General features: G+C 38.2%; 20 protein-coding genes. 8 read left to right on the top strand and 12 right to left on the bottom strand.

The window, feature by feature from the left end:
• Position 1 precedes the first annotated feature (1 nt).
• From lpxK to KTH84_RS01695, 9 genes are all read right to left on the bottom strand, one after another.
• The gene (gene lpxK / locus KTH84_RS01735; RefSeq protein WP_262471738.1) at positions 2–1012 is read right to left on the bottom strand and encodes a tetraacyldisaccharide 4'-kinase; all 1011 of its coding nucleotides are present in this window, start codon (positions 1010–1012) and stop codon (positions 2–4) included.
• A 2-nt stretch (positions 1013–1014) separates the two neighbouring features.
• Positions 1015–2748, bottom strand: coding sequence for a lipid A export permease/ATP-binding protein MsbA (gene msbA / locus KTH84_RS01730; RefSeq protein ID WP_133973871.1), 1734 nt, complete (start codon positions 2746–2748; stop codon positions 1015–1017).
• Complete coding sequence (locus KTH84_RS01725; RefSeq protein ID WP_004642621.1) at positions 2745–3173, bottom strand: ExbD/TolR family protein; 429 nt, start codon at positions 3171–3173, stop codon at positions 2745–2747. Before KTH84_RS01725 ends, msbA begins: the two co-directional genes overlap by 4 nt.
• A gap of 14 nt (positions 3174–3187) precedes the next feature.
• Positions 3188–3823, bottom strand: a complete 636-nt coding sequence (locus KTH84_RS01720; RefSeq protein ID WP_202742260.1) for a MotA/TolQ/ExbB proton channel family protein — start codon at positions 3821–3823, stop codon at positions 3188–3190.
• Between the two features lie 50 nt (positions 3824–3873).
• A complete protein-coding gene (locus KTH84_RS01715) occupies positions 3874–4761 on the bottom strand; it encodes a ParB/RepB/Spo0J family partition protein (protein WP_075431381.1) in 888 nt (295 codons plus the stop codon).
• On the bottom strand, positions 4758–5540 hold the full coding sequence (locus tag KTH84_RS01710) for a ParA family protein (RefSeq protein ID WP_003651453.1): 783 nt from the start codon (positions 5538–5540) through the stop codon (positions 4758–4760). Before KTH84_RS01710 ends, KTH84_RS01715 begins: the two co-directional genes overlap by 4 nt.
• A gap of 21 nt (positions 5541–5561) precedes the next feature.
• Positions 5562–6194 carry a 16S rRNA (guanine(527)-N(7))-methyltransferase RsmG gene (gene rsmG, locus KTH84_RS01705; protein WP_133973875.1) on the bottom strand — a complete coding sequence of 211 codons (633 nt, stop codon included), beginning with the start codon at positions 6192–6194 and terminating at the stop codon, positions 5562–5564.
• 87 nt (positions 6195–6281) lie between these two features.
• Entirely contained in the window at positions 6282–6971 is a 690-nt protein-coding gene (gene murU / locus KTH84_RS01700; protein WP_262471737.1) for an N-acetylmuramate alpha-1-phosphate uridylyltransferase MurU, read from the bottom strand.
• Complete coding sequence (locus KTH84_RS01695; RefSeq protein ID WP_262471736.1) at positions 6971–7984, bottom strand: aminoglycoside phosphotransferase family protein; 1014 nt, start codon at positions 7982–7984, stop codon at positions 6971–6973. The genes murU and KTH84_RS01695 overlap by 1 nt, the downstream gene beginning before the upstream one ends.
• 120 nt (positions 7985–8104) lie before the next feature.
• On the opposite strand from KTH84_RS01695, the gene KTH84_RS01690 reads away from it, so the two are divergent.
• A complete protein-coding gene (locus tag KTH84_RS01690; RefSeq protein ID WP_262471735.1) occupies positions 8105–10543 on the top strand; it encodes an LPS-assembly protein LptD in 2439 nt (812 codons plus the stop codon).
• On the top strand, positions 10543–11853 hold the full coding sequence (locus KTH84_RS01685) for a peptidylprolyl isomerase (protein WP_262471734.1): 1311 nt from the start codon (positions 10543–10545) through the stop codon (positions 11851–11853). Before KTH84_RS01690 ends, KTH84_RS01685 begins: the two co-directional genes overlap by 1 nt.
• A gap of 118 nt (positions 11854–11971) precedes the next feature.
• Here KTH84_RS01685 and fba read toward each other — a convergent pair whose 3' ends face one another.
• The 3 genes from fba to KTH84_RS01670 all read right to left on the bottom strand — a co-directional run bounded on the left by fba (position 11972) and on the right by KTH84_RS01670 (position 14687).
• On the bottom strand, positions 11972–13009 hold the full coding sequence (gene fba, locus KTH84_RS01680) for a class II fructose-bisphosphate aldolase (protein ID WP_003651441.1): 1038 nt from the start codon (positions 13007–13009) through the stop codon (positions 11972–11974).
• A 121-nt stretch (positions 13010–13130) separates the two neighbouring features.
• On the bottom strand, positions 13131–13376 hold the full coding sequence (locus KTH84_RS01675) for a hypothetical protein (RefSeq protein WP_262471733.1): 246 nt from the start codon (positions 13374–13376) through the stop codon (positions 13131–13133).
• A gap of 123 nt (positions 13377–13499) precedes the next feature.
• Positions 13500–14687 carry a phosphoglycerate kinase gene (locus KTH84_RS01670; protein WP_262471732.1) on the bottom strand — a complete coding sequence of 396 codons (1188 nt, stop codon included), beginning with the start codon at positions 14685–14687 and terminating at the stop codon, positions 13500–13502.
• A gap of 138 nt (positions 14688–14825) precedes the next feature.
• Here KTH84_RS01670 and KTH84_RS01665 point away from each other — a divergent pair, with 138 nt between their 5' ends.
• From KTH84_RS01665 to sstT, 6 genes are all read left to right on the top strand, one after another.
• Positions 14826–15209 carry a DUF2237 family protein gene (locus tag KTH84_RS01665; RefSeq protein WP_003651438.1) on the top strand — a complete coding sequence of 128 codons (384 nt, stop codon included), beginning with the start codon at positions 14826–14828 and terminating at the stop codon, positions 15207–15209.
• Positions 15209–15802 carry a Maf family protein gene (locus KTH84_RS01660; protein ID WP_262471731.1) on the top strand — a complete coding sequence of 198 codons (594 nt, stop codon included), beginning with the start codon at positions 15209–15211 and terminating at the stop codon, positions 15800–15802. Before KTH84_RS01665 ends, KTH84_RS01660 begins: the two co-directional genes overlap by 1 nt.
• A 31-nt stretch (positions 15803–15833) precedes the next feature.
• Positions 15834–16997 (top strand): cupin domain-containing protein, encoded by a 1164-nt coding sequence (locus tag KTH84_RS01655; RefSeq protein WP_262471730.1) that lies wholly within the window; start codon positions 15834–15836, stop codon positions 16995–16997.
• 368 nt (positions 16998–17365) lie between these two features.
• Complete coding sequence (locus KTH84_RS01650; RefSeq protein WP_042896539.1) at positions 17366–17929, top strand: TetR/AcrR family transcriptional regulator; 564 nt, start codon at positions 17366–17368, stop codon at positions 17927–17929.
• A 467-nt stretch (positions 17930–18396) separates the two neighbouring features.
• A complete protein-coding gene (locus KTH84_RS01645; RefSeq protein WP_002121379.1) occupies positions 18397–18708 on the top strand; it encodes an ArsR/SmtB family transcription factor in 312 nt (103 codons plus the stop codon).
• 411 nt (positions 18709–19119) lie between these two features.
• Positions 19120–20322, top strand: a complete 1203-nt coding sequence (sstT, locus tag KTH84_RS01640) for a serine/threonine transporter SstT (protein ID WP_202742269.1) — start codon at positions 19120–19122, stop codon at positions 20320–20322.
• Positions 20323–20324: the final 2 nt, after the last annotated feature.

Raw genomic sequence — 20324 nt, 5'->3', positions numbered from 1 at the left:
CCTAAGATAATTGGATATCAAGTTTTTGCAGTTGCTGTTTTAAAACCTGATAACACTCTACAGACAGGATAGCTTTAACAGGAACAACCCAAATAGGCTGTTTAAATTCTGGATATTTTTCAAGCAAAGGTAATAATTTAACTGCATCTTTTTCAGTTGTAATAAGTGGCAGTTCATCATTAAAAATTAAATCATTGATTGAGTAATCATGATGGTCACGAAACGCATGTTCTTGAAACTGTTTCAAGCCTAAAACTTTAAGTGTCTGATAAAAGCGCTGTGGAAAGCCAATACCTACTACAGCATGATAACTATTTTGAGGATTGAAATTGTGCTCAGCCATTAAAGAAGGATTGAGTAAATATGGCTGTCCTGCCTCGAGATGCATATTTAATTCTGTAGCAGGTTTATACGCATGTTCAATTACTGTTCCAGTTTCTAAACGCTCAACTGGCTCTCTCAAATATCCTTCTGGTAATAGTTTTTTATTTCCTAAGCCACGATTTTGGTCAAGTACAATCCACTCAATTTGTCGCCCCAATGCCCAATGCTGTAAACCATCATCACTAATAATTAAATCCAGTTGTGTTGATGCGACCAAAAGCTCTATTGCAGCCTGTCTATTAGGACCCACCGCCATTGGTACGCTCGTCGATTGAACAATTAATGCAGGTTCATCTCCAACCTGATTCGCTTGAGCACCAGAAGTAACCAACATAGGAAAAGGGCCAGTACCCCCATACCCCCGACTAATTACTCCAACTTTTACATTATGTTGTTGTAGATAATTCACCAATTGTATTAATAATGGAGTTTTCCCACTTCCACCCACCGTAATATTGCCAATCACCATGACAGGTACAGGTGCTTTATAGACTGTCTTCAACCCAGTAGTATAAAAATTACGATTTAATAGAAACCCAGCACGATACAAACAAGATAATGGACGTAAAGCAATCAACCAACTCGATTGCTTATTCCATGCATTCTGGATCAGCTGGGCCAATGACATGCTTAGTTATCCTCAAAGTTACGCTGATGTAATTGATAATAAGCTCCATGTTTTTCAAGAAGTTCTTGATGAGTACCTTGCTCAACAATTTCCCCTTGATCCATCACTACAATACGATCAGCATTTTCAATTGTTGACAAACGGTGCGCAATAACAATTGTTGTTCGATCTTGATCTTGCATCGCTTCATCAAATGCTTGCTGAATAAAATGCTCAGATTCATTATCGAGAGCACTTGTAGCTTCATCTAAAATTAGAATTGGAGCATTCTTTAAAATTGCTCGAGCAATTGCAATTCGCTGACGCTGACCACCTGATAGGTTTAGACCTTGTGCCCCTAAAATAGTGTCATAACCGTTTGGTAAATTCATAATGAAGTCATGTGCATATGCTGCTTTTGCCGCTGCATAGATTTTTTCATCTGATGCACCTTCCAACTGACCATATGCGATGTTTTCACGAACAGTACGGTTAAACAATATAACTTGTTGATTTACCATTGCAATTTGTGTGCGTAGACTAGAAAGCTCAATATCATTAATTGGCAAATCATCTAAATAAATTTGCCCACTCGATACTTCTTGAAAACGTACCAACATATTGACTAATGAACTTTTACCCGCCCCTGAACGGCCAACCAATGCTACAGTTTGGCCTGGACGAATATCTAAAGAAAAATCTTTAATAGCTGCTACGCCATCAGCATAATTTAATGTTACATGGTCAAAACGGATTGCCCCATTTAACTTAGGTTTCAATTGACCGTTATTTTGCTCTTCAGGTAAATCTAGCAGTTCAAAAACAGAATGTGCTGCGGCCAAACCACGTTGTAACTTTTCATTAACATCAGTCAAGCTTTTAACTGGTTTTGCTAACAGACCAGCTGCTGTAAGGTAAGCCACAAACTCACCTGCACTTGTAGTGCCTAAAATCTGAGGTCGTAAAGCCAACCATACAATAAGAGCCATAGCACAAGCCATTACCACCTGAACAACTGGGCTATTCAGATTTTGTACAATTACCATTTTTAAACCGCGTTTTAAGTTCTCTTCTGATGACTTATAGAAACGTTTTTGTTCATATTCCTCACCAGCAAAACTTTTTACTACAGCATTACCATTAATACTTTCCTGGACGACGTGGTTCACATCCCCCATAGTATCTTGTACCTGTAATGAAAGTTTACGCATTCGTTTCGAAGCTTTACGTACTAAGACCCCAATTACAGGTAAAAATACAAAAATACATAAAGTAAGACGCCAATTGGTATAAAACAGATAGCCTAATAATCCGAGAGTAATCATCCCATCCCTAACGATGGTTCTCAATGACTCAGAAGAAGCAGCCGTAAGCTGTTCAACGTTATACATAATTTTGGCAGTAATATGACCAGATGAATTATCTAAGTAATATTGTGCTGGGAGTTTTAAAAGTTTCGCATAAACTTCCTGACGAATACTAAAAACCAAACTGCGTGAAATCACCGCAGTATAGTAGCCGCCCATAAATAGGCCTAAGCCGCGAAAAAATACTAATAAAATAATTAATAACGGGAACCAATCCAAATCTGCTCTACTGTTGTTTTGGATTGCATCAATAATAAATTTAATCAATTTAGCAACGGAAACTTCTGTTGCTGAGTTAATACCGAACCCGATAAGTACTAATAAGGCCACGCCCCAATAAGGTTTTAAATAGGCTATGAGACGCGTATAAACCTTAAAATCTTGATTCACTCAGAAAAACCTCTAGAAGGAACTTTGGTACTAATATTGATGTTAACAAAACCGAGTTGTCCTGCCACATCCATAACGCGAATTACATCCTGATGAGACGCTTTTGCATCCGCAGCAATGATGAACATAAAATCACGGTGCTCTTGAGCAACTTGCTTAATCGCAGTACTCAGATCAGCAACCTCTTTAGACGAAAGTGCTTGACCATTCACAGCATAATGACCAGCAGAGTCTACCACGACTTCAATTTTATGATCGTACTGTTTTGGTGGAACACCTTGTGCATCTGGTAATGTTAAATTGATGCGACTTGGCTGATTAAAAGTGGTCGACAGCAATAAAAAAACCAAAATGAACAACAAACAATCAATCATAGGCGTTAAATTGATATGAATGTCTTCAACCTGTGAACGTTTAAATTTCATCTGGCTTTCACTTCCTAACCAACACGGCGGTGTTCAGCTACAGACGCAGAACGCTTATAGAACAATGAGGCATGAAATAAGGTCGATTGCTGTTCTAATTCGGCAATATAATTTTGCACCACTCTTTGAAAATAGCGATAAGCAATTAAAGCAGGAATTGCAATTAACATTCCCACAGCTGTGGTAATTAATGCTTTAGAGATACCTGGGATCATTAAACTTGGACTACCAGCCGATCCAAAATCAATAACAAGAAATGACTCAATAATTCCCACTACAGTTCCAAGCAACCCGAGCAGCGGTGCTATAGCACTTAGAGTGCCCAAAAAATTAATATTTTTTTCCAAATAAGAAATTTCTTGAGAAGCTGCCACTTCCATTTGCGCACGAGCAAATTGCTCACCATGCTCGCGATGCTCAAAACCTGCTTTTAAAATATGTCCCAAGGCGCTACTTTGCGCTTCTACATTTTGTTCTAAACTTTCTACGACATCTTCAGCTCTTAAAGAGTCCTTACCGCTTAATGCTTCGGGTAGAACTTGTGAACGTCTTAACCGAACAAAACGTTCAATACTGATCGCAACAGTTAAAATCGAGCATAGAATTAAAGGCAGCATCAACCAGCCACCCGCTTTCACAAGTTCCCACATATGTTCTTCCCCAAGAATATAAAATTAGAAATACATGACCCAACTGCAAATTATTCTGGCAAACAAATATTTAAAATGCCATCTAACTCATCCAAGGTGTGATAATGAATAACAAGTTTACCCTTACCTTTTTGGTTATGATCAATTTTTACATTAGCGCCAAAACGCTCTGATAGTTTTTGTGTCAATTGCTCAATATCTGGTGCTACAGGCGCTTTTTCCTTCTCCTGCTTAGGCTCACTTCTATCACGCACCAATTGCTCTGTTTGACGAACTGACAATCCTTTCTCAATTACAATTTTAGCAACTTCTAATTGGTCTTTACCTTTTAACGTCAAAATTGCTCGAGCATGGCCCATATCAAGCTGACCTTGCTGCATAAAATCTTTAATGTCATCAGCTAAACTCAATAAACGCAATAAATTACTGACAGTAGTACGCGCTTTGCCTACTGTGTCAGCAATTTCCTGATGACTTAAACCAAATTCATCATGAAAGCGCTGTAGAGCCATTGCCTGATCAATTGGATTTAAATCTTGACGCTGAATGTTTTCAATTAACGCTAATGCAATTGCAACCTGATCATTTAAATCACGAATAATTGCAGGAATTTCAGTTAAACCCGCAAGTTGTGCTGCACGCCAACGACGTTCACCCGCAATGATTTCATATGGATGAGTTTCATCATCAACTGGACGGATGACAATAGGCTGCATCACGCCATGTTTTTCAATGGAAGACGCCAACTCTTGCAAATCATGCTCATGAATAAAACGACGTGGTTGATATTCACCACGTTTCAGTAAATTCACATCAACTTGCTTTAACTGTCCGTGGTCTAACGCCTGTGCTTCGAGTTGTAATTTTTCTTTTTGAATTGAACCAAGTAATGCATCTAAACCACGCCCTTTAGCCAATCCGCGTTTTTTGATGCTCATACTTTACTTCCTTTCTTCACTTTACTTCTCTTTAACATCTCAGCTGCAAGATTTAAGTATGCAACCGCACCTTTAGAACTTTTTTCAAAATAGATAACAGGTAAGCCGTGTGCTGGCGCTTCTGCTAAGCGAACATTACGTGGAACAACAGTATCATAAAGTTTTTTGCCGAAATACTGCTCTAACTCTGCAGAAACATCACGTGTTAAAGCATTTCGTGCATCGTACATCGTACGCAATACACCAATAATTTCTAAATCAGGATTGAGTGCCTTTTGAATGCGATCAATGGTTTGAGTTAAATCAGCTAGACCCTCTAGCGCATAATATTCACATTGCATTGGAATAATTACACTATCTACAGCCGCCAAAGCATTGACAGTAATCAAACTCAAGCTTGGAGCACAATCCACAATGATATAGTCAAATGAGTTTCTGATTTCATTCAAAGCATTCTTTAGAATAAATTCACGGCCTTCTTGCTCTGCAATAGCAAGCTCTACACCTGAAAGCTCACGATTAGAGCCTAAAACTTTATATCCAACTTCTGCTTTTTGAATGGCTGTTTCAATTGGAACTTCGCCAAGAAGAACATCTGTAATTGAATACAAAAGATCGTTCTTTTGAATACCAGACCCCATCGTAGCATTACCTTGTGAGTCCATATCTACAAGTAATACACGTTTCTTTAATACAGCTAGAGACGCTGCAAGATTTACTGCAGTCGTTGTTTTACCAACACCACCCTTTTGGTTTGCAATCGCAATAATTTGAGCCATGGTAACCTTAATACTTTTTATTTAGATACGTTGAAGTAAAAGTAAATGACGTTGTTCATCAAGTCTTGGTACGCGCAGTTCAATCACTTTACATGAAAAGTCCTGCTTGAGCTGCTCAATTTCCTCAACTGGCACTACACCTTTCATCGCTGCAATTATACTGCTCTGATGAAGGTATGGCTGAGCTGCATCCACAAAGTCCGTTAAAGAAGCAAAAGCTCGACTTGTTATGACATCAAACTGGCCAAGCTCATCAATTGTATCTTGATTCTCAACGCGTGTTTGTACTGCCACAACGTTGCTCAATTTAAGATCAGCAATAAATTGCTTCAAAAAACGAATTTTTTTACCATTAGAATCTAAAAGAACACATTGGCGTTGAGGCTGACAAAGCGCAATAATCATGCCAGGCATACCACCACCTGTACCCACATCAAGTAGTCTACCTTCAGGCAAATCTTTCAAAATACTTAGACTATCCAACAAATGCTTCACTAACATTTCTTTCGGATCACGAATTGCTGTCAGATTATATGCTTTATTCCAAAGTACCAAAGCATCTTGATACTTTAACAATAATACCAAAGCTTCATCGCTAAGCGATAAACCTAATTTTTGACTACCCTGTTGTAACTCTTGAAAAAACGGATGCATAAACAGATAACATCTAAGTAAAATTTAAAACAAAGTATACCCATTTATGCATCGTGGAACACTAGTTAACGATTAGGGATTACGCACTTAATCGTAGAAGCCTTCACGAATTTGCAAATCTAGCTCCATTAAACGCTCAGGCGTCCCCACATCTACCCATGCACCTTTAAGCTTTTCACCAGATATTTTTTGATTCTGCATCGCTTGCTTCAACAGTGGGGCTAAAGGACGCTTACCAGATTCCAATCCATCAAAAAGCTTAGGATGAATAACAGACACGCCACTAAAAGTGAGGTTCTCACCCATCACATCTTGATCGAATGTAAAAATGCGTCCATCGAACAATGTAAAGTCGCCTTCAGGATGCTGTTTAGGATTATCAACCAACACAAGATGTGCTAAATCATCATTTAGCTTAATTTGACATAGAGCTTCAAAATCCATCGTGGTCCATACATCTCCATTCACCAGAATAAACGGATCTGTTCCAAGCAGTGGCAAAGCATTAATAATTCCACCAGCTGTTTCTAGACCTTCATCTTCTCGTGTCCAACGGATATCCACACCAAATTGAGAACCATCCCCTAAGCTACTGATGAGCTTGTCAGCCAACCATGCAGAATTGATGACGATTTCGGTCACACCCATTTTCTTAAGTTTTTCAATATGCCACACAATAAGCGGCTTACCGCCTACCTCAAGCAGAGGCTTTGGTGTATATAGCGTGAGTGGACGCATACGATTACCCAAGCCAGCAGCAAGTATCATTGCCTTCATTATACTGCTACCTCGTAGTTACCATATTTCTCGATAAACTTTGGCATGACTATGTTATTTATAAATAACATAAACTCATCAAGCTCAGCATAACCGCGGCTTTCTTCAAGTAAATACCACATTACACGTGGTAAATCCTTTAAATACCCTGATTTACCATCGCGTTCAAACAGACGCACAAAAATGCCCAGAATTTTAATATGGCGCTGAATAGCCATTAAATCTGCATCACGTTTGAACTGTTCAAAACTACGGTTCTGTTTGGCAGACTCAGGTAATAAGTCATAAAAGACTCTAAACCATTGGTAAACACGCTCTGCATTCCACTGAACATATGCATCGCGAGTAATCGAGATTAAGTCATAAGTATCAGCACCAATCACGGCATCCTGAAAATCAATCACACCAAGCTCTGGTTCATCTGCAATTTTCATCAAATTACGACTGTGAAAATCACGATGTACAATCACTTGCGGCTGAGCCAATGCAGTTCTTGCCAATAGATCGAAAGCATCATCAATCACCTGTTGCTGTTCCACACTCGGAGTAATCTGCAAAGATGGCAGCATCCAGTCAGTCAACAGCTTCATTTCAGTTAACAATTTCTCATAGGAATATGCAGGAAACAGCTCCTGACCATTCACAGACTGCAAATGAATCAGCTGTTTAAAGCTTTGCTCATAATATTTATCGACTGTTTCCTCATTTAATAATGTCGACAACAGCACATCACCAAAATCTTCCAATAACAGAAAACCTTGAGCTAAATCTTTCGCGACGATCTGAGGGACGCGTACACCATGGCCTGCAAAAAATTCGTCAATGGTCACAAACGGAACACAGTCTTCTTTTTCTGGAGGGGCATCCATGAGCATATACGTTTTATTTTGTAACTGGATACGCGCATAACGGCGGAAGCTTGCATCACCTGCTAAAAAAGCGATCTTAAATTGATCATTTTCAAGAACAGATGTAAGCCATGTATATATCAATTGTTCACGTTGTGTATTCATTTGCAATAAAATCTAAAACAAGCTGAGATTTTTGAAGGGTTAAGTGTAGCCACTTATAAACTTTTTCTCTATGATGCGACAATAATTAATTGTGAATTAGCATACTTGGTTAATGAGACAATGAAGCATCAGTTTAAATTTAATCCTTTAGCGACAGCTATTTTTACGCTCTTATGTGGCTCCATACAATCAAGTTATGCTGAGTCAGCTGATGTTGTCTCCAATATAGACAATAATCAACTTAAAGCGAACATCAAAGAAGCCTACCCGGGTCAAGAGTTCTTTCAACAGTATTATGTTGATAAATCTGCACCTGAAGCACAGCTTCGTGATAATAAATATTTAAGCTCGGCATTTTGCCAGGGTACATGGGTTACACCGATTAACCCAGAGACCAAAGCCCTAGATGCAGATAAGACGACTTCGGTCGTTACGGCTAATTATGGACATTATAATCCTGCCGGTGACTCTGTTTTAGAAGGCGACGTCGTTATTGATCAGGAAGGGCGCACAGTTCGTGCCGATAAAGTTACGATTGATAAAACTCAAACCATTGCACATGCACAGGGCCGAGTACAATTAGCTCAAGGTGGATTACTTTCACAAAGTGATGAAATTAATTACAACTTAAAAACCCAAACCGGTGATTTAGACAATAGTTTTTATATTTCTGAACAGCAACATGCCCATGGTCATGCAGGAAAAATCGAAAGAACTTCTCCAAATATCATGGTGCTTAATGACGCAACGTACACGACCTGCCCACCTGGCCAAAAACCGGGTTGGAAAATTCAGGCTAATAAAATTGAGTTAAACCAGGAAACTGGACGTGGTGTAACTCGCGGAACAAAACTCTACGTTAAAGATGTTCCAGTTCTAGCAGTTCCCTATTTTAACTTCCCGATTGATGACCGTCGTACCACTGGTATTCTCAACCCACAATTTGGTTTCTCAAACGATGGCGGTGTTGAGCTTTCTGTTCCAGTTTATTTAAACCTTGCGCCTAACTATGATCTCACCCTTACTCCGCGTTATCTAGCAGACCGTGGTGCAATGTTAAAGGGTGATTTTCGATATTTAACTGATGGCTTTGGTGCCGGTGAAATGTGGGGTGGTTTCTTACCATCAGACAAAGGCTACAATGATAAAGATCGTAAAGATTTCCATTTTTTACATAACTGGGAAATCAATGATCAATGGTCAACCAATCTAGAATACAACTATGCCTCTGATAAAGACTATTTCTCAGATTTAGATAGCAGCCCTAACTCTAAAACAGACCTAAACTTACGTAGAGCATGGGAACTCAACTATCAACACGGCATTCCGGGTTTAAAAGCTCAGCTTAAAGTCGAAGATTTCCAGACACTTGATCCAGAAATTGCAGATGCAGATAAACCTTATGCACGTTTACCGCAATTCTTATTAAATTATGTGACTGGTAATCCATTAGGCTTACAATACGAATTCAATAACGATACTGCATACTTCAAGAAATCAATTACTGATGATTCTGCTCAGGAAAGTAGTGGTACACGTATCTACAACCAGTTTGCAACACGCTACAACTACCGCACACCAGCAGCATTCGTAATACCTGAAGTTTCCGTACGTTCTATTCAAACATTCTATGATAAGGACAGTATCGCATCTCAAGGGTTAGATGGCGGTTCTGAAAATAAATCAGTCGTTGTACCTCAATTTACATTGGACACTGGACTTAATTTTGAACGTGAAGGCAAGTATTTACAAACACTTACTCCTCGAGCATTTTATGCATATGCTCCATACAAAAACCAAGACAGCTATCCAAACTTTGACTCAACTTCAGCATCAGTAAGTTATGATCAATTATTTAACCCTTACCGCTTCTACGGACATGACCGCCTTGAAGACAACAACTTTCTATCACTTGGCGTAAGTTACAGCCTCTTTGACACAGTAGGCTTAGAACGTTTACGTGCAAGTGTTGGTCAAAGTTATTATTTTGAAGATCGTCGTGTGACATTAAAGCCACAAGATGAGATTGATACCGAACGTAATACTGGACCAGTTGTAAGTTTAACAAGCCAGTTAAACCAAAACTTCACTATCGCAGCCAACTCAGCATGGATGTCTAATGGTGATAACGCTCAGCGCGATTTCCAAGTTTATTATACTGGAGATAAAGGAAATCTTTATAACTTAGGCTATTTCTATCGCAAAGATATTGCAGGACGCCAAGATACTTACGATCAGGTTGTTGCATCGTTTATACAACCAATTAAAGACAATTGGCGTATTATGGGCCACGTACAATACGACATGGATAACGATGTTGCGCGTGAACTTTTATTAGGCGTTAACTATGAATCATGTTGCTGGGGTATTTCAGTCTATGGCCGCTCATACTACAACGACCTAGATGATCCAAAATCTCCAGATGTTAGTGAAAAACGCGCCATTATGGCCGAAATTACACTAAAAGGTTTAGGTGGTTTAAACAATAAACTCGCGTCTTTACTTGAAAATCGCGTTTTAGGTTTTAACAAAATTAATCAATCTTGGACACAACGTTAATGAAGACAAAGCATCTTAAACAGTTTTTTAAAGCAACTACCCTTGCTGCCCTAATCTCTTCATCAATGCATAGTTTTGCCCAACCCGCTGATGAAGTTGTGGCAATTGTGGACAATAGCGTAATTTTAAAAAGCGATCTTCAACAAGGGATGGCTGAAGCCGCTCACGAACTACAAGCACAAAAAAAAGAGGTTCCACCTCAGCAATATTTACAATTTCAAGTGTTAGATCAATTAATCTTGCGTCAGGCACAACTTGAACAAGTTAAAAAATATGGCATTAAACCTGATGAAAAAAGTTTAAATGAAGCTGTATTAAAAGTAGCAAGTCAATCTGGAACTAAGAGCTTAGAAGCCTTCCAGCAAAAGTTAGATGCTATGGCACCAGGGACTTACGAGAGTTTACGCGGTCGAATCGCTGAAGATTTAGCAATTAGCCGTTTGCGCCAACAACAAGTCATGTCTCGTATTAAAATTAGCGATCAAGATGTAGAAAATTTCTTGAAATCACCTCAGGGACAGGCGGCACTAGGAAACCAAGCACATGTAATCCATATGCGTATTACTGGTGATAATCCGCAGGAAGTTCAATCTGTAGCTCAAGAAGTACGTTCAAAGCTTGCGCAAAGTAATGATATAAACGTATTGAAAAAACTTTCAACTGCAAATGCAAAAGTTGATGGTGCTGACATGGGATTCCGCCCACTTTCAGACATCCCTGCCGAACTGGCAGCACGTATTACCCCATTACAAGAAGGCCAAACAACTGACTTAATTTCAGTACGTGATGGTGTACATGTTTTAAAGCTTATTGAACGTAAACAAAATGAGCAAAAAGCATTAGTACCTCAATTTCAAACTCGCCACATTCTGATTCAACCTTCAGAAGTGGTTAGCATTGAAAATGCCAAGCAAATTATCGATAACATCTATAAACGCTTAAAAGCTGGTGATGATTTTGCAACACTTGCGGCTACTTATTCAAATGATACGGGTTCGGCACGTGATGGCGGCAGCTTAGGCTGGGTAACTCCGGGCATGATGGTGCCTGAATTTGACAAAAAAATGCAGGAAATTCCTGTAGGTGAAATCAGCGAACCATTCCAGACTCAATTTGGTTGGCATATCTTGCAAGTAACTGAAAAACGTGAAAAAGATATGACTCACGAATATCAAGAGCGTATGGCACGTCAAATTTTAGGTGAACGCCAATTTAACACTGAAATCGATAGCTGGTTACGCGAAGTGCGTGCAAATGCATATGTAGAAATCAAAGATCCTAGTCTAGACAAAAAGAACTTACAAAAATAAGTCTTTTTCCCTTCATTAAAACCTGTGTTTATCGCAGGTTTTTTTATGAATAAAATTTACTTAATAAAAAACCGGTTATATAAATAACCGGTTTATATAAATTAAACCCTAACGGGAATTATTTATAACGATCAACCATTTTCTCTAAAGAAATTGGACGGATCTTGTCAGCATTTCCAGCTGTACCAAATGCTTCATAACGATCGATACAAATTTGCTTCATTGTATCAACTGTTTTAGCAAAGTATTTGCGTGGATCAAACTCAGATGGATTCTCCGCCATAAACTGACGAATAGCACCAGTTGAAGCTAAGCGTAAATCAGTATCAATGTTGATTTTACGTACACCGTGTTTGATTGCTTCTACAAGTTGCTCAACAGGTACACCATAAGTTTCGCCGATATTACCGCCGAACTCATTGATTACCTTTAACCATTCTTGCGGAACAGAACTCGAACCATGCATTACAAGGTGAGTATTTGGTAATGCTGCATGAATTTCTTTAATGCGGTCAATTGCCAAAATATCGCCTGTAGGTGGACGCGTAAACTTATACGCACCGTGTGAAGTACCTACTGCAATTGCTAGTGCATCAACATTTGTATCAGCAACGAACTGAGTCGCTTCTTCAACAGAAGTTAGAAGTTGAGAATGGTCAAGTACACCTTCAGCACCTACGCCATCTTCTTCACCTGCCATCCCAGTTTCAAGGCTGCCTAAACAACCAATTTCACCTTCGACAGAAACCCCACATGCATGTGCTAACGCAACAACGTTACGAGTCACATCAACATTGTATTCGTAAGATGTAGGTGTTTTACCATCTACACCTAATGAACCGTCCATCATCACTGAGCTAAAGCCAAGCTGAATTGAACGCTGACAGATATCAGGGCTTGTACCATGGTCTTGGTGCATTACCACTGGAATATGTGGCCATTCTTCAATTGCAGCCAAAATAAGATGGCGTAAGAATGGAGCGCCTGCATATTTGCGAGCTCCAGCTGATGCTTGAACAATTACAGGTGAATTGGTTGCATCTGCGGCAAGCATGATTGCGCGCATTTGTTCTAAGTTATTTACGTTAAATGCTGGTACGCCGTAGTTATGTTCAGCAGCGTGATCCAAGAGCTGGCGCATTGAAATGAGTGCCATAATATCCTCCCAGGTAGTGCGGGTTATTCTACCCTTTCATTTATTTCAATTCAGCAACAAATCACAGTATTTCAAAAAAAATCCCCGCATACGCAGGGATTTTTTAACAAAAAACAACAAATTAATGTGTTTCTGAAGCAGCAGCCTCACTTGGTACACTACCTTCAACCACATCGGTATTCTTTTCATCTAAAACTGGCTTGTCAATCGCATCAATTGCTGCTTGTTGCTCAGGTGTTACTTTTTCAGAAACAGCAGTAGAAGCTGCTGATTCTTGTCCAGCCTGAGATGCTTCGTCTTTCTTAGCACAAGCAGTCAACATCATCGGTACAATTAATAGAGCAGCAAATGTAAGCTTTAAATTCATCACTATTGTCCACAGTTGGTGATTTAATGCTCGCTATTTTATTGCAGATATATGACATTTTTATGACCTATCCATGAAAAAGGGACTGGTAACCCAATCCCTTTTTATTTTTAGATAACAGTATCAAGCACGCTCAAGTAAAACAGCCACCGCTGGCAAAGTCTTCCCTTCAACAAACTCAAGGAATGCACCACCACCTGTAGAAATATAACCAATTTGATCAGCAACGTTATATTTATCAATCGCAGCTAGAGTATCTCCACCACCAGCGATCGAAAAACCAGCAGATTGTGCAACAGCAAGAGAAAGTGCTTTAGTACCTTCACCAAACTGATCAACTTCAAATACGCCTACAGGACCATTCCAAAGAATCGTTTTTGATGTTGTTAAAATATTTGCAAATGCTTTAGCTGTTTCTGGCCCAACATCTAAAATCATATCGTTTGATGTTACGTCTTCTACTTTCTTCACAACTGCTTGCGCTGCTGCCAAAGAACCCAAGAAATCTTCAAAATTAATTTGTGATGCATCGGCAACTACTACATCTGTAGGAAGTGGAACACTTACTTTCGCAGCAATTTGTTTTGCAGTTTCAACCAAGTCAGCTTCGTATAATGATTTACCAACATTGAAACCAGCAGCTGCCAAGAATGTATTTGCAATACCGCCACCAACAATTAGTTGATCACAAATAGTAGAAAGTGAGTTTAAAACATCAAGTTTAGTTGAAACTTTAGAACCAGCAACAATTGCAACCATAGGCTTTTCAGGAGTTTGCATTGCACGGCCTAATGCATCTAATTCGGCAGCCAATAAAGGACCAGCTGCTGCAACAGGAGCAAAACGGGCTACACCTTCGGTAGATGCTTCTGCACGGTGAGCAGTACCAAATGCATCCATAACGAAGACATCACATAGTGCTGCATATTTTTGAGCAAGGTCTGGATTATTTTTCTTTTCACCATGGTTAAAGCGCACATTCTCAAGCAATACAACTTGACCAGCTTCAACTTCTACGCCATCTAGGTAGTCTGTTAACAATTTAACTTCTTGGCCCAATACTTCTGTTAAATAAGCAGCTACTGGTGCAAGTGATTGTTCTGGCTTTGGTTCACCTTCAACAGGACGACCCAGATGCGAAAACACCATCACAGCTGCACCTTTTTCTAAAGCAGCTTTAATAGTTGGTAATGCCGCGCGCAAGCGAGCATCGCTAGTAATCACACCATTTTTGACAGGAACGTTTAAATCTTCACGAATAAGGACACGTTTACCTGTTAAGTTAAGGTCAGTCATGCGCTGAAAATTCATGTAAAGCTCTCTTTATGATTTTAAAAACGCGCCAATTTTAAATGATTACATCAAAAAAGGTTAGTTTTTTTGCATAAAAGCTGTAGAAAGCCCCAGTTTTGATTATGATAGAGATAGTCATTTGATATTTCGTCCATTATGTCTATTCATCCAGATCCACAAATCAATCGTTTAAATGTTTTAGGGGAACCTTTAGCAAGCTGTTGTTTCGACCCTATTACTGGCTATTTTAGAAATGGCTTTTGCCACACAGCAGTAACAGACCTTGGTCAGCATACCGTATGTGCGCAAATGACCTCCGATTTCTTAAATTTCTCACAAAAAATTGGTAATGATCTTATTACCCCTTTACCAGAAGTTGATTTCCCTGGTCTAAAGCCCGGTGATTTCTGGTGTATCTGTGTTACTCGTTGGGTAGAAGCTTATCAAGCGGGTCAAGCCCCTCCCATCAAAATACATGCATGTCATCAAGCTGTATTAAGCTATGTGCCTTTAGATGTTTTAATGGAATTTGCAGTGTAATGGTACAGCCACAAATTATTTTGGCATCGAGTAGTCAAACACGCAAAGCCTTAATGGATCGCTTAGGGATTGACTATATCTGTGTTAGTCCAGATATTGATGAAAGTCCACGGGATGAGGTCCATGCAGATGAACTTGCGAAAAGATTGGCTTTCACAAAAGCCCAAGTGATTGCTGCACAAAACCCACATGCAATTATTATTGGTTCCGATCAGGTCGCATGGCGAGAACACGCCCCGAGTGATTTTATTGGTAAACCAATGACTATTGAAAATGCCCAAGCTCAGTTAGCAGAGAATTCTGGTCGAACTGTATTTTTTAGTACTGCACTCAGTGTGCAATGGCTTGAAAAGAATTTTGAGCAAACGCTTGTTGAACACTATCAAGTTAAATTCCGAACCTTAAACCAGGCCGAAATTGAACGATATATTGCATTAGATCAACCACTTCATTGTGCTGGTAGCTTTAAGTGTGAAAGTTTAGGAATTAGTTTGTTCGAAAAAATGACAGGCCAAGACCAAACGACTCTTATGGGTTTACCAATGATTCAACTTTGCCATATTTTAAGGCAGCTAGATCTCCAAATTCCTTAATTTTAGATATTTTTACAAATAGGTTATTTCCATGACAGAACCTTTAGCAGTTTTAGGCGGTATTACTGCCGAACAATTTTTAGCAGAGTATTGGCAAAAAAAACCTTTACTTGTGCGCAATGGGCTTCCCGAAATTGTAGGTCTTTTAGAACCCCAAGATGTGCAGGAACTTGCTTTGGAAGAACATGCAAGTGCCCGACTCATTCGTCAAAAAGATAGAAATCCAAATGAATGGCACGTCAAGTCTTCACCTTTAACCAAGGGTGACTTTCAAAAGCTACCAAAACTATGGACGCTTTTAGTACAAGCTGTAGACCACTACTCTTTTGATCTTTCTGAACTTTGGAAAAAATTTCCTTTTATTCCTCAATGGCGCCGCGATGATATTATGGTGTCTTATGCATCTAAAGGCGGTTCAGTTGGAAAACATTTTGATTTTTATGATGTGTTTCTCGTTCAGGGTCATGGACACAGGCGTTGGCAATTAGGACAAATGTGTGATGCAAACACTGCATTTGTACCTAATCAACCATTAAAACTTTTACCAGAAATAGACGTGCAATTTGACGAGGTCTTAGCGCCTGGTGATTTACTATATGTTCCACCTGGAATGGCACATTATGGCGTGGCCGAAGATGATTGCCTAACGTTCTCTTTTGGCTTTCGCATGCCAAACGTTGCTGGGATGATGGAACGTATTAGTGATCAATTTTCAGCTAATACTTTATTGCAAAATCCTGTTTTAGACATCACACGTAAGCAGATGAGTCAAATTGGTGAAATTAACGAAACTGAACTGAATCACTTAAAAGATTTAGTTTTAGCTCAATTACAAGATTCAGCAGCACTTGATGCCGCTATCATGTCTTATATGAGTGAACCTAAATATCCGGATAATATTCCAGAAGCGGATGAAATCGAAGCCGCTGACTTAAAAGAAATTTTACATGAAGGTTACGAAATTCTGTTAGAGCCAGCCTCTCGACTACTCTATACAGAGCAAAATGGAACCTTAAACTTTTGGGGAAATGGTGAAGCCTTATTTGTAGCTGAGTCCTTTGGGCAAAAATTAAAAGCAATTGCCAATGGAGAAAACCTGCCATTCGATAGCCAATTTAATAATGATGAAACACTAGAAAACGTTGCGCACTTATTAAACGAATCTATTCTGATGCTTTTACCCCCTGCAGAGTAAACATCTTAATAAAAAGTAGATTTTTTCATGAAAGTGGAAAAATCTACTTTTTAAATTAGATCTGAACTCAAATATATATTCTGTTATTACGCGTTAAATTTATCTACAAATCCTTAAATAGCGCGCAATTAAGATTATTAAGCTTAGAAATTTTGAAACGAGAATTAAAAATAGAAAGCCTTATTATTCACAAAATGAGCTACCTCTTACGTACTTTTCCCTTAAAATTTAAACGATACCGTTTAAAAAAATAATATCTTTTTTCTATCAATAACAAACAATACCTTGTAAAATTAAAGATCCAGATTCTCATTAATACAGATCACAGTTCAAGCGAATAGCAATTCATTTGTGAGAGGCTAAAAAATATGTCGAAGAAAGATGACATTATTAACACCGCATTAAGACTTTTTAACTCATATAGCTATAATTCTATAGGTGTAGATCGCATCATTAATGAATCTGGCGTTGCAAAAATGACTTTCTATAAGCATTTTCCATCGAAAGAAAAATTAATTGAAGAATGCCTACTTCTACGGAATACGCTTTTACAAAACTCGCTTACTTCTGCCTTATCAAAACATGATGAGTTAGAGCCTCTTGCGAGAATTAAAGCAGTATTTTTATGGTATTCCGACTGGTTTAATAGTGAAGATTTTAATGGGTGTATGTTTCAAAAAGCTTTGGAAGAAGTTTTAAAACAATATCCGTCAACACATCAACCTGCCACTTTGTATAAAGCTTGGTTGACTCAACTCATGCAAAATCTTCTTAACCAATATGATGTAAAAGAACCAGGTCCTTTATCTTTACTACTCGTTAATATATTGGAAGGTATGACCATTCAAGCTCAGGTCGAGCATGGTTCAATAAAAATTTATGATTATTGGAATCGAGTTGAAAAGTTAATCGACTTTGAAAGAGCTGCTTAAAAAATAAAGCGTGACATTCTTCTTCTTATATTAATATTCTTCTTATCTATCACGCTGCGTCTGAAAGTCATTTTGGTTCAAAATTAGACGTTTTTTTCGACCTTACTAAACCAAAATATACAGACCTGTCTGTACAAAACAGATTATATATTTAAAAAATAAAAACTCAATCATTTTTTATGTTTCATTCAAAGATAAATTGGATTTAACTATTTATTGGAGTGGAAAAGCACTTATTTCATGCTGATTTCAATTCACTTATACTTAACAATTAAACTTATAACACAATGCAACACTTTAAACACAAAAGAAATACAAACAACTGTTTTTAATTAAAAATACCACTTATTTATCAATTCCACTTATATTGCTTTTCAACAAAAACAATTGGATTGATTAGTTTTGCTACATTCATTTCATTAAGATCAATCTATACTATGCCCGCTATATTGATATAGGTATAAAGTATGAAAGATGGACTCCAAATTGAAGAAATGAAAAATGCGGCTGATTCAGTCGTTGGAATTCTCAAATCTCTGGCTAATACAGATCGTTTATTAATTTTATGTCATTTAGCTTATGAAGAGCTAAACGTCTCACAAATTGAAGAGAAGACCCAAATTACACAGCCCACTCTTTCACAACAGCTTATGATGTTACGTAAAAGTGATGTTGTATCAACTCGTCGTGATGGTAAGCAAATTTTTTATTCTATTAAGGATGACAATATGCATTCAATTTTAAATACGCTTCACCAGCTGTACTGTGCAAGTAAATAATATCTTTAAATTATAATTTTATAAAAATATTAGTAATTTCCTGAAATATGCGATTTTTCAGCTTGAAAGCTTAGAGTTTAGTATAAGCACAAAGTTTTGAAAATTCGCGTAGCTTTTCCAAAGTCTTATTTACCCCGTTTTCAGTTGCATCAATTCATAACTCTGTAGTTCACGTGGTACTTTCACAGCTTTTTGATATAATTCGTTTTCTTAACGAACAATTAACAAGCAAAGCCTCTAATAGAAAAAATTAAAGTTAAATAATAAATAAAATTAAAACAACACTTTAATATTACCAACCCTCATAAAAAGCTCTAGTTGGTATAAAAAAGCTTAAGATTCACATCACTTACGTATAAAATACTCCGCTTGTTCAACCTTTAGCCATGATTAGGTTAATAAGGCCTTTATATGCTTGCATTCTTTTCTCGATTAAGCTTAGTCACTAAGATTATTATCGCCATTATTTTAGGAATAGGCGTTGCATTACTATTTCCGAACGTTACGCCTTACTTAAGTTTATTTGGTGAGCTTTTCATTAAAGCCTTAAAATCGGTTGCCCCTATTTTAGTTTTTGTATTGGTGCTTTCTTCTATTGCCAACTTTCAAGTGGGTCATAGTGCAAATTTACGCCCAGTTCTACTTCTATATGTAATAGGAATGCTATTAGCCGCTTTTAGTGCTGTTATTGCAAGTTTATCTTTTCCAAGCACCTTATTCCTCAATACGATTTCACATAATGATTTACAAGCGCCTGGTAGTCTCGCAGATATATTAAAAAATTTGCTTTTAAGCTTTATTGCAAACCCTGTTCAAGCCATTAGTGAAGCTAACTTTATCGGTATTTTAGCTTGGGCAATTGGCCTTGGTTTAGCTATGCGCCATAGCTCAGATACGACAAAACAAGTAATGCAAGATGTTGCACATGCTGTCAGTGCTATTATTCATAAAGTAATTGCTTTTGCACCTGTCGGTATTTTCGGTCTAGTTGCTGTAACATTTGCTGATGCGGGTCTTGCGACACTTGAGAGCTATGCACACTTATTAGTCGTATTACTAGGGACAATGCTATTTGTTGCCCTCATAGTCAACCCTATTCTGGTAGGCTTAACTATCCGTGGTAATCCATATCCTTTAGTTTTTAAATGTTTAAAAGAAAGCGGTATTACTGCTTTCTTCACACGAAGTTCAGCAGCCAACATTCCAGTTAACTTAGATTTAGCAGAGCGTTTAGGTGTTAATCCATCTACGGCAAGTGTGTCTATTCCATTAGGTGCAACAGTAAATATGGCTGGCGCAGCAGTGACAATTACTGTACTCACGCTAGCCACTGTACATACACTTGGAATTCATGTTGATTTCGCAACAATGGTTATTTTATCAGTTGTTGCTACAGTTTCAGCATGCGGTGCTTCTGGTGTAGCTGGTGGTTCTTTACTTCTTATTCCCGTAGCTTGTAGTTTATTTGGTGTTTCAACTGAAATTGCTATGCAAGTCGTGGCTATTGGTATGATTATTAGTGTATTGCAAGACTCTACAGAAACAGCGCTTAACTCTTCTACGGATGTTTTATTTACCGCAGCTGTAGATATTCGTTCCAAACAAGCTTCCTAATC

This window comes from Acinetobacter sp. WU_MDCI_Abxb74, assembly GCF_025513915.1.
In the GTDB taxonomy this organism is placed as follows: Bacteria; Pseudomonadota; Gammaproteobacteria; order Pseudomonadales; family Moraxellaceae; genus Acinetobacter; species Acinetobacter calcoaceticus_C.
The sequence above is the reverse complement of the archived record's forward strand: the minus strand, read 5'-3'. Positions and strand labels throughout refer to the sequence as shown.

Bases quoted from the DNA above. Each gene is read 5' to 3' on its own strand.
- murU (WP_262471737.1), bottom strand. From the start codon at position 6,971: ATGAAGGCAATGATACTTGCTGCTGGCTTGGGTAATCGTATGCGTCCA.
- KTH84_RS01675 (WP_262471733.1), bottom strand. From the start codon at position 13,376: ATGAATTTAAAGCTTACATTTGCTGCTCTATTAATTGTACCGATGATG.
- lpxK (WP_262471738.1), bottom strand. From the start codon at position 1,012: ATGTCATTGGCCCAGCTGATCCAGAATGCATGGAATAAGCAATCGAGT.
- KTH84_RS01725 (WP_004642621.1), bottom strand. From the start codon at position 3,173: ATGAAATTTAAACGTTCACAGGTTGAAGACATTCATATCAATTTAACG.
- fba (WP_003651441.1), bottom strand. From the start codon at position 13,009: ATGGCACTCATTTCAATGCGCCAGCTCTTGGATCACGCTGCTGAACAT.
- KTH84_RS01655 (WP_262471730.1), top strand. From the start codon at position 15,834: ATGACAGAACCTTTAGCAGTTTTAGGCGGTATTACTGCCGAACAATTT.
- KTH84_RS01645 (WP_002121379.1), top strand. From the start codon at position 18,397: ATGAAAGATGGACTCCAAATTGAAGAAATGAAAAATGCGGCTGATTCA.
- KTH84_RS01665 (WP_003651438.1), top strand. From the start codon at position 14,826: ATGTCTATTCATCCAGATCCACAAATCAATCGTTTAAATGTTTTAGGG.
- KTH84_RS01720 (WP_202742260.1), bottom strand. From the start codon at position 3,823: ATGTGGGAACTTGTGAAAGCGGGTGGCTGGTTGATGCTGCCTTTAATT.
- KTH84_RS01690 (WP_262471735.1), top strand. From the start codon at position 8,105: ATGAAGCATCAGTTTAAATTTAATCCTTTAGCGACAGCTATTTTTACG.
- KTH84_RS01685 (WP_262471734.1), top strand. From the start codon at position 10,543: ATGAAGACAAAGCATCTTAAACAGTTTTTTAAAGCAACTACCCTTGCT.
- KTH84_RS01715 (WP_075431381.1), bottom strand. From the start codon at position 4,761: ATGAGCATCAAAAAACGCGGATTGGCTAAAGGGCGTGGTTTAGATGCA.
- KTH84_RS01660 (WP_262471731.1), top strand. From the start codon at position 15,209: ATGGTACAGCCACAAATTATTTTGGCATCGAGTAGTCAAACACGCAAA.
- sstT (WP_202742269.1), top strand. From the start codon at position 19,120: ATGCTTGCATTCTTTTCTCGATTAAGCTTAGTCACTAAGATTATTATC.
- KTH84_RS01695 (WP_262471736.1), bottom strand. From the start codon at position 7,984: ATGAATACACAACGTGAACAATTGATATATACATGGCTTACATCTGTT.
- rsmG (WP_133973875.1), bottom strand. From the start codon at position 6,194: ATGCATCCGTTTTTTCAAGAGTTACAACAGGGTAGTCAAAAATTAGGT.
- KTH84_RS01710 (WP_003651453.1), bottom strand. From the start codon at position 5,540: ATGGCTCAAATTATTGCGATTGCAAACCAAAAGGGTGGTGTTGGTAAA.
- KTH84_RS01670 (WP_262471732.1), bottom strand. From the start codon at position 14,687: ATGAATTTTCAGCGCATGACTGACCTTAACTTAACAGGTAAACGTGTC.
- KTH84_RS01650 (WP_042896539.1), top strand. From the start codon at position 17,366: ATGTCGAAGAAAGATGACATTATTAACACCGCATTAAGACTTTTTAAC.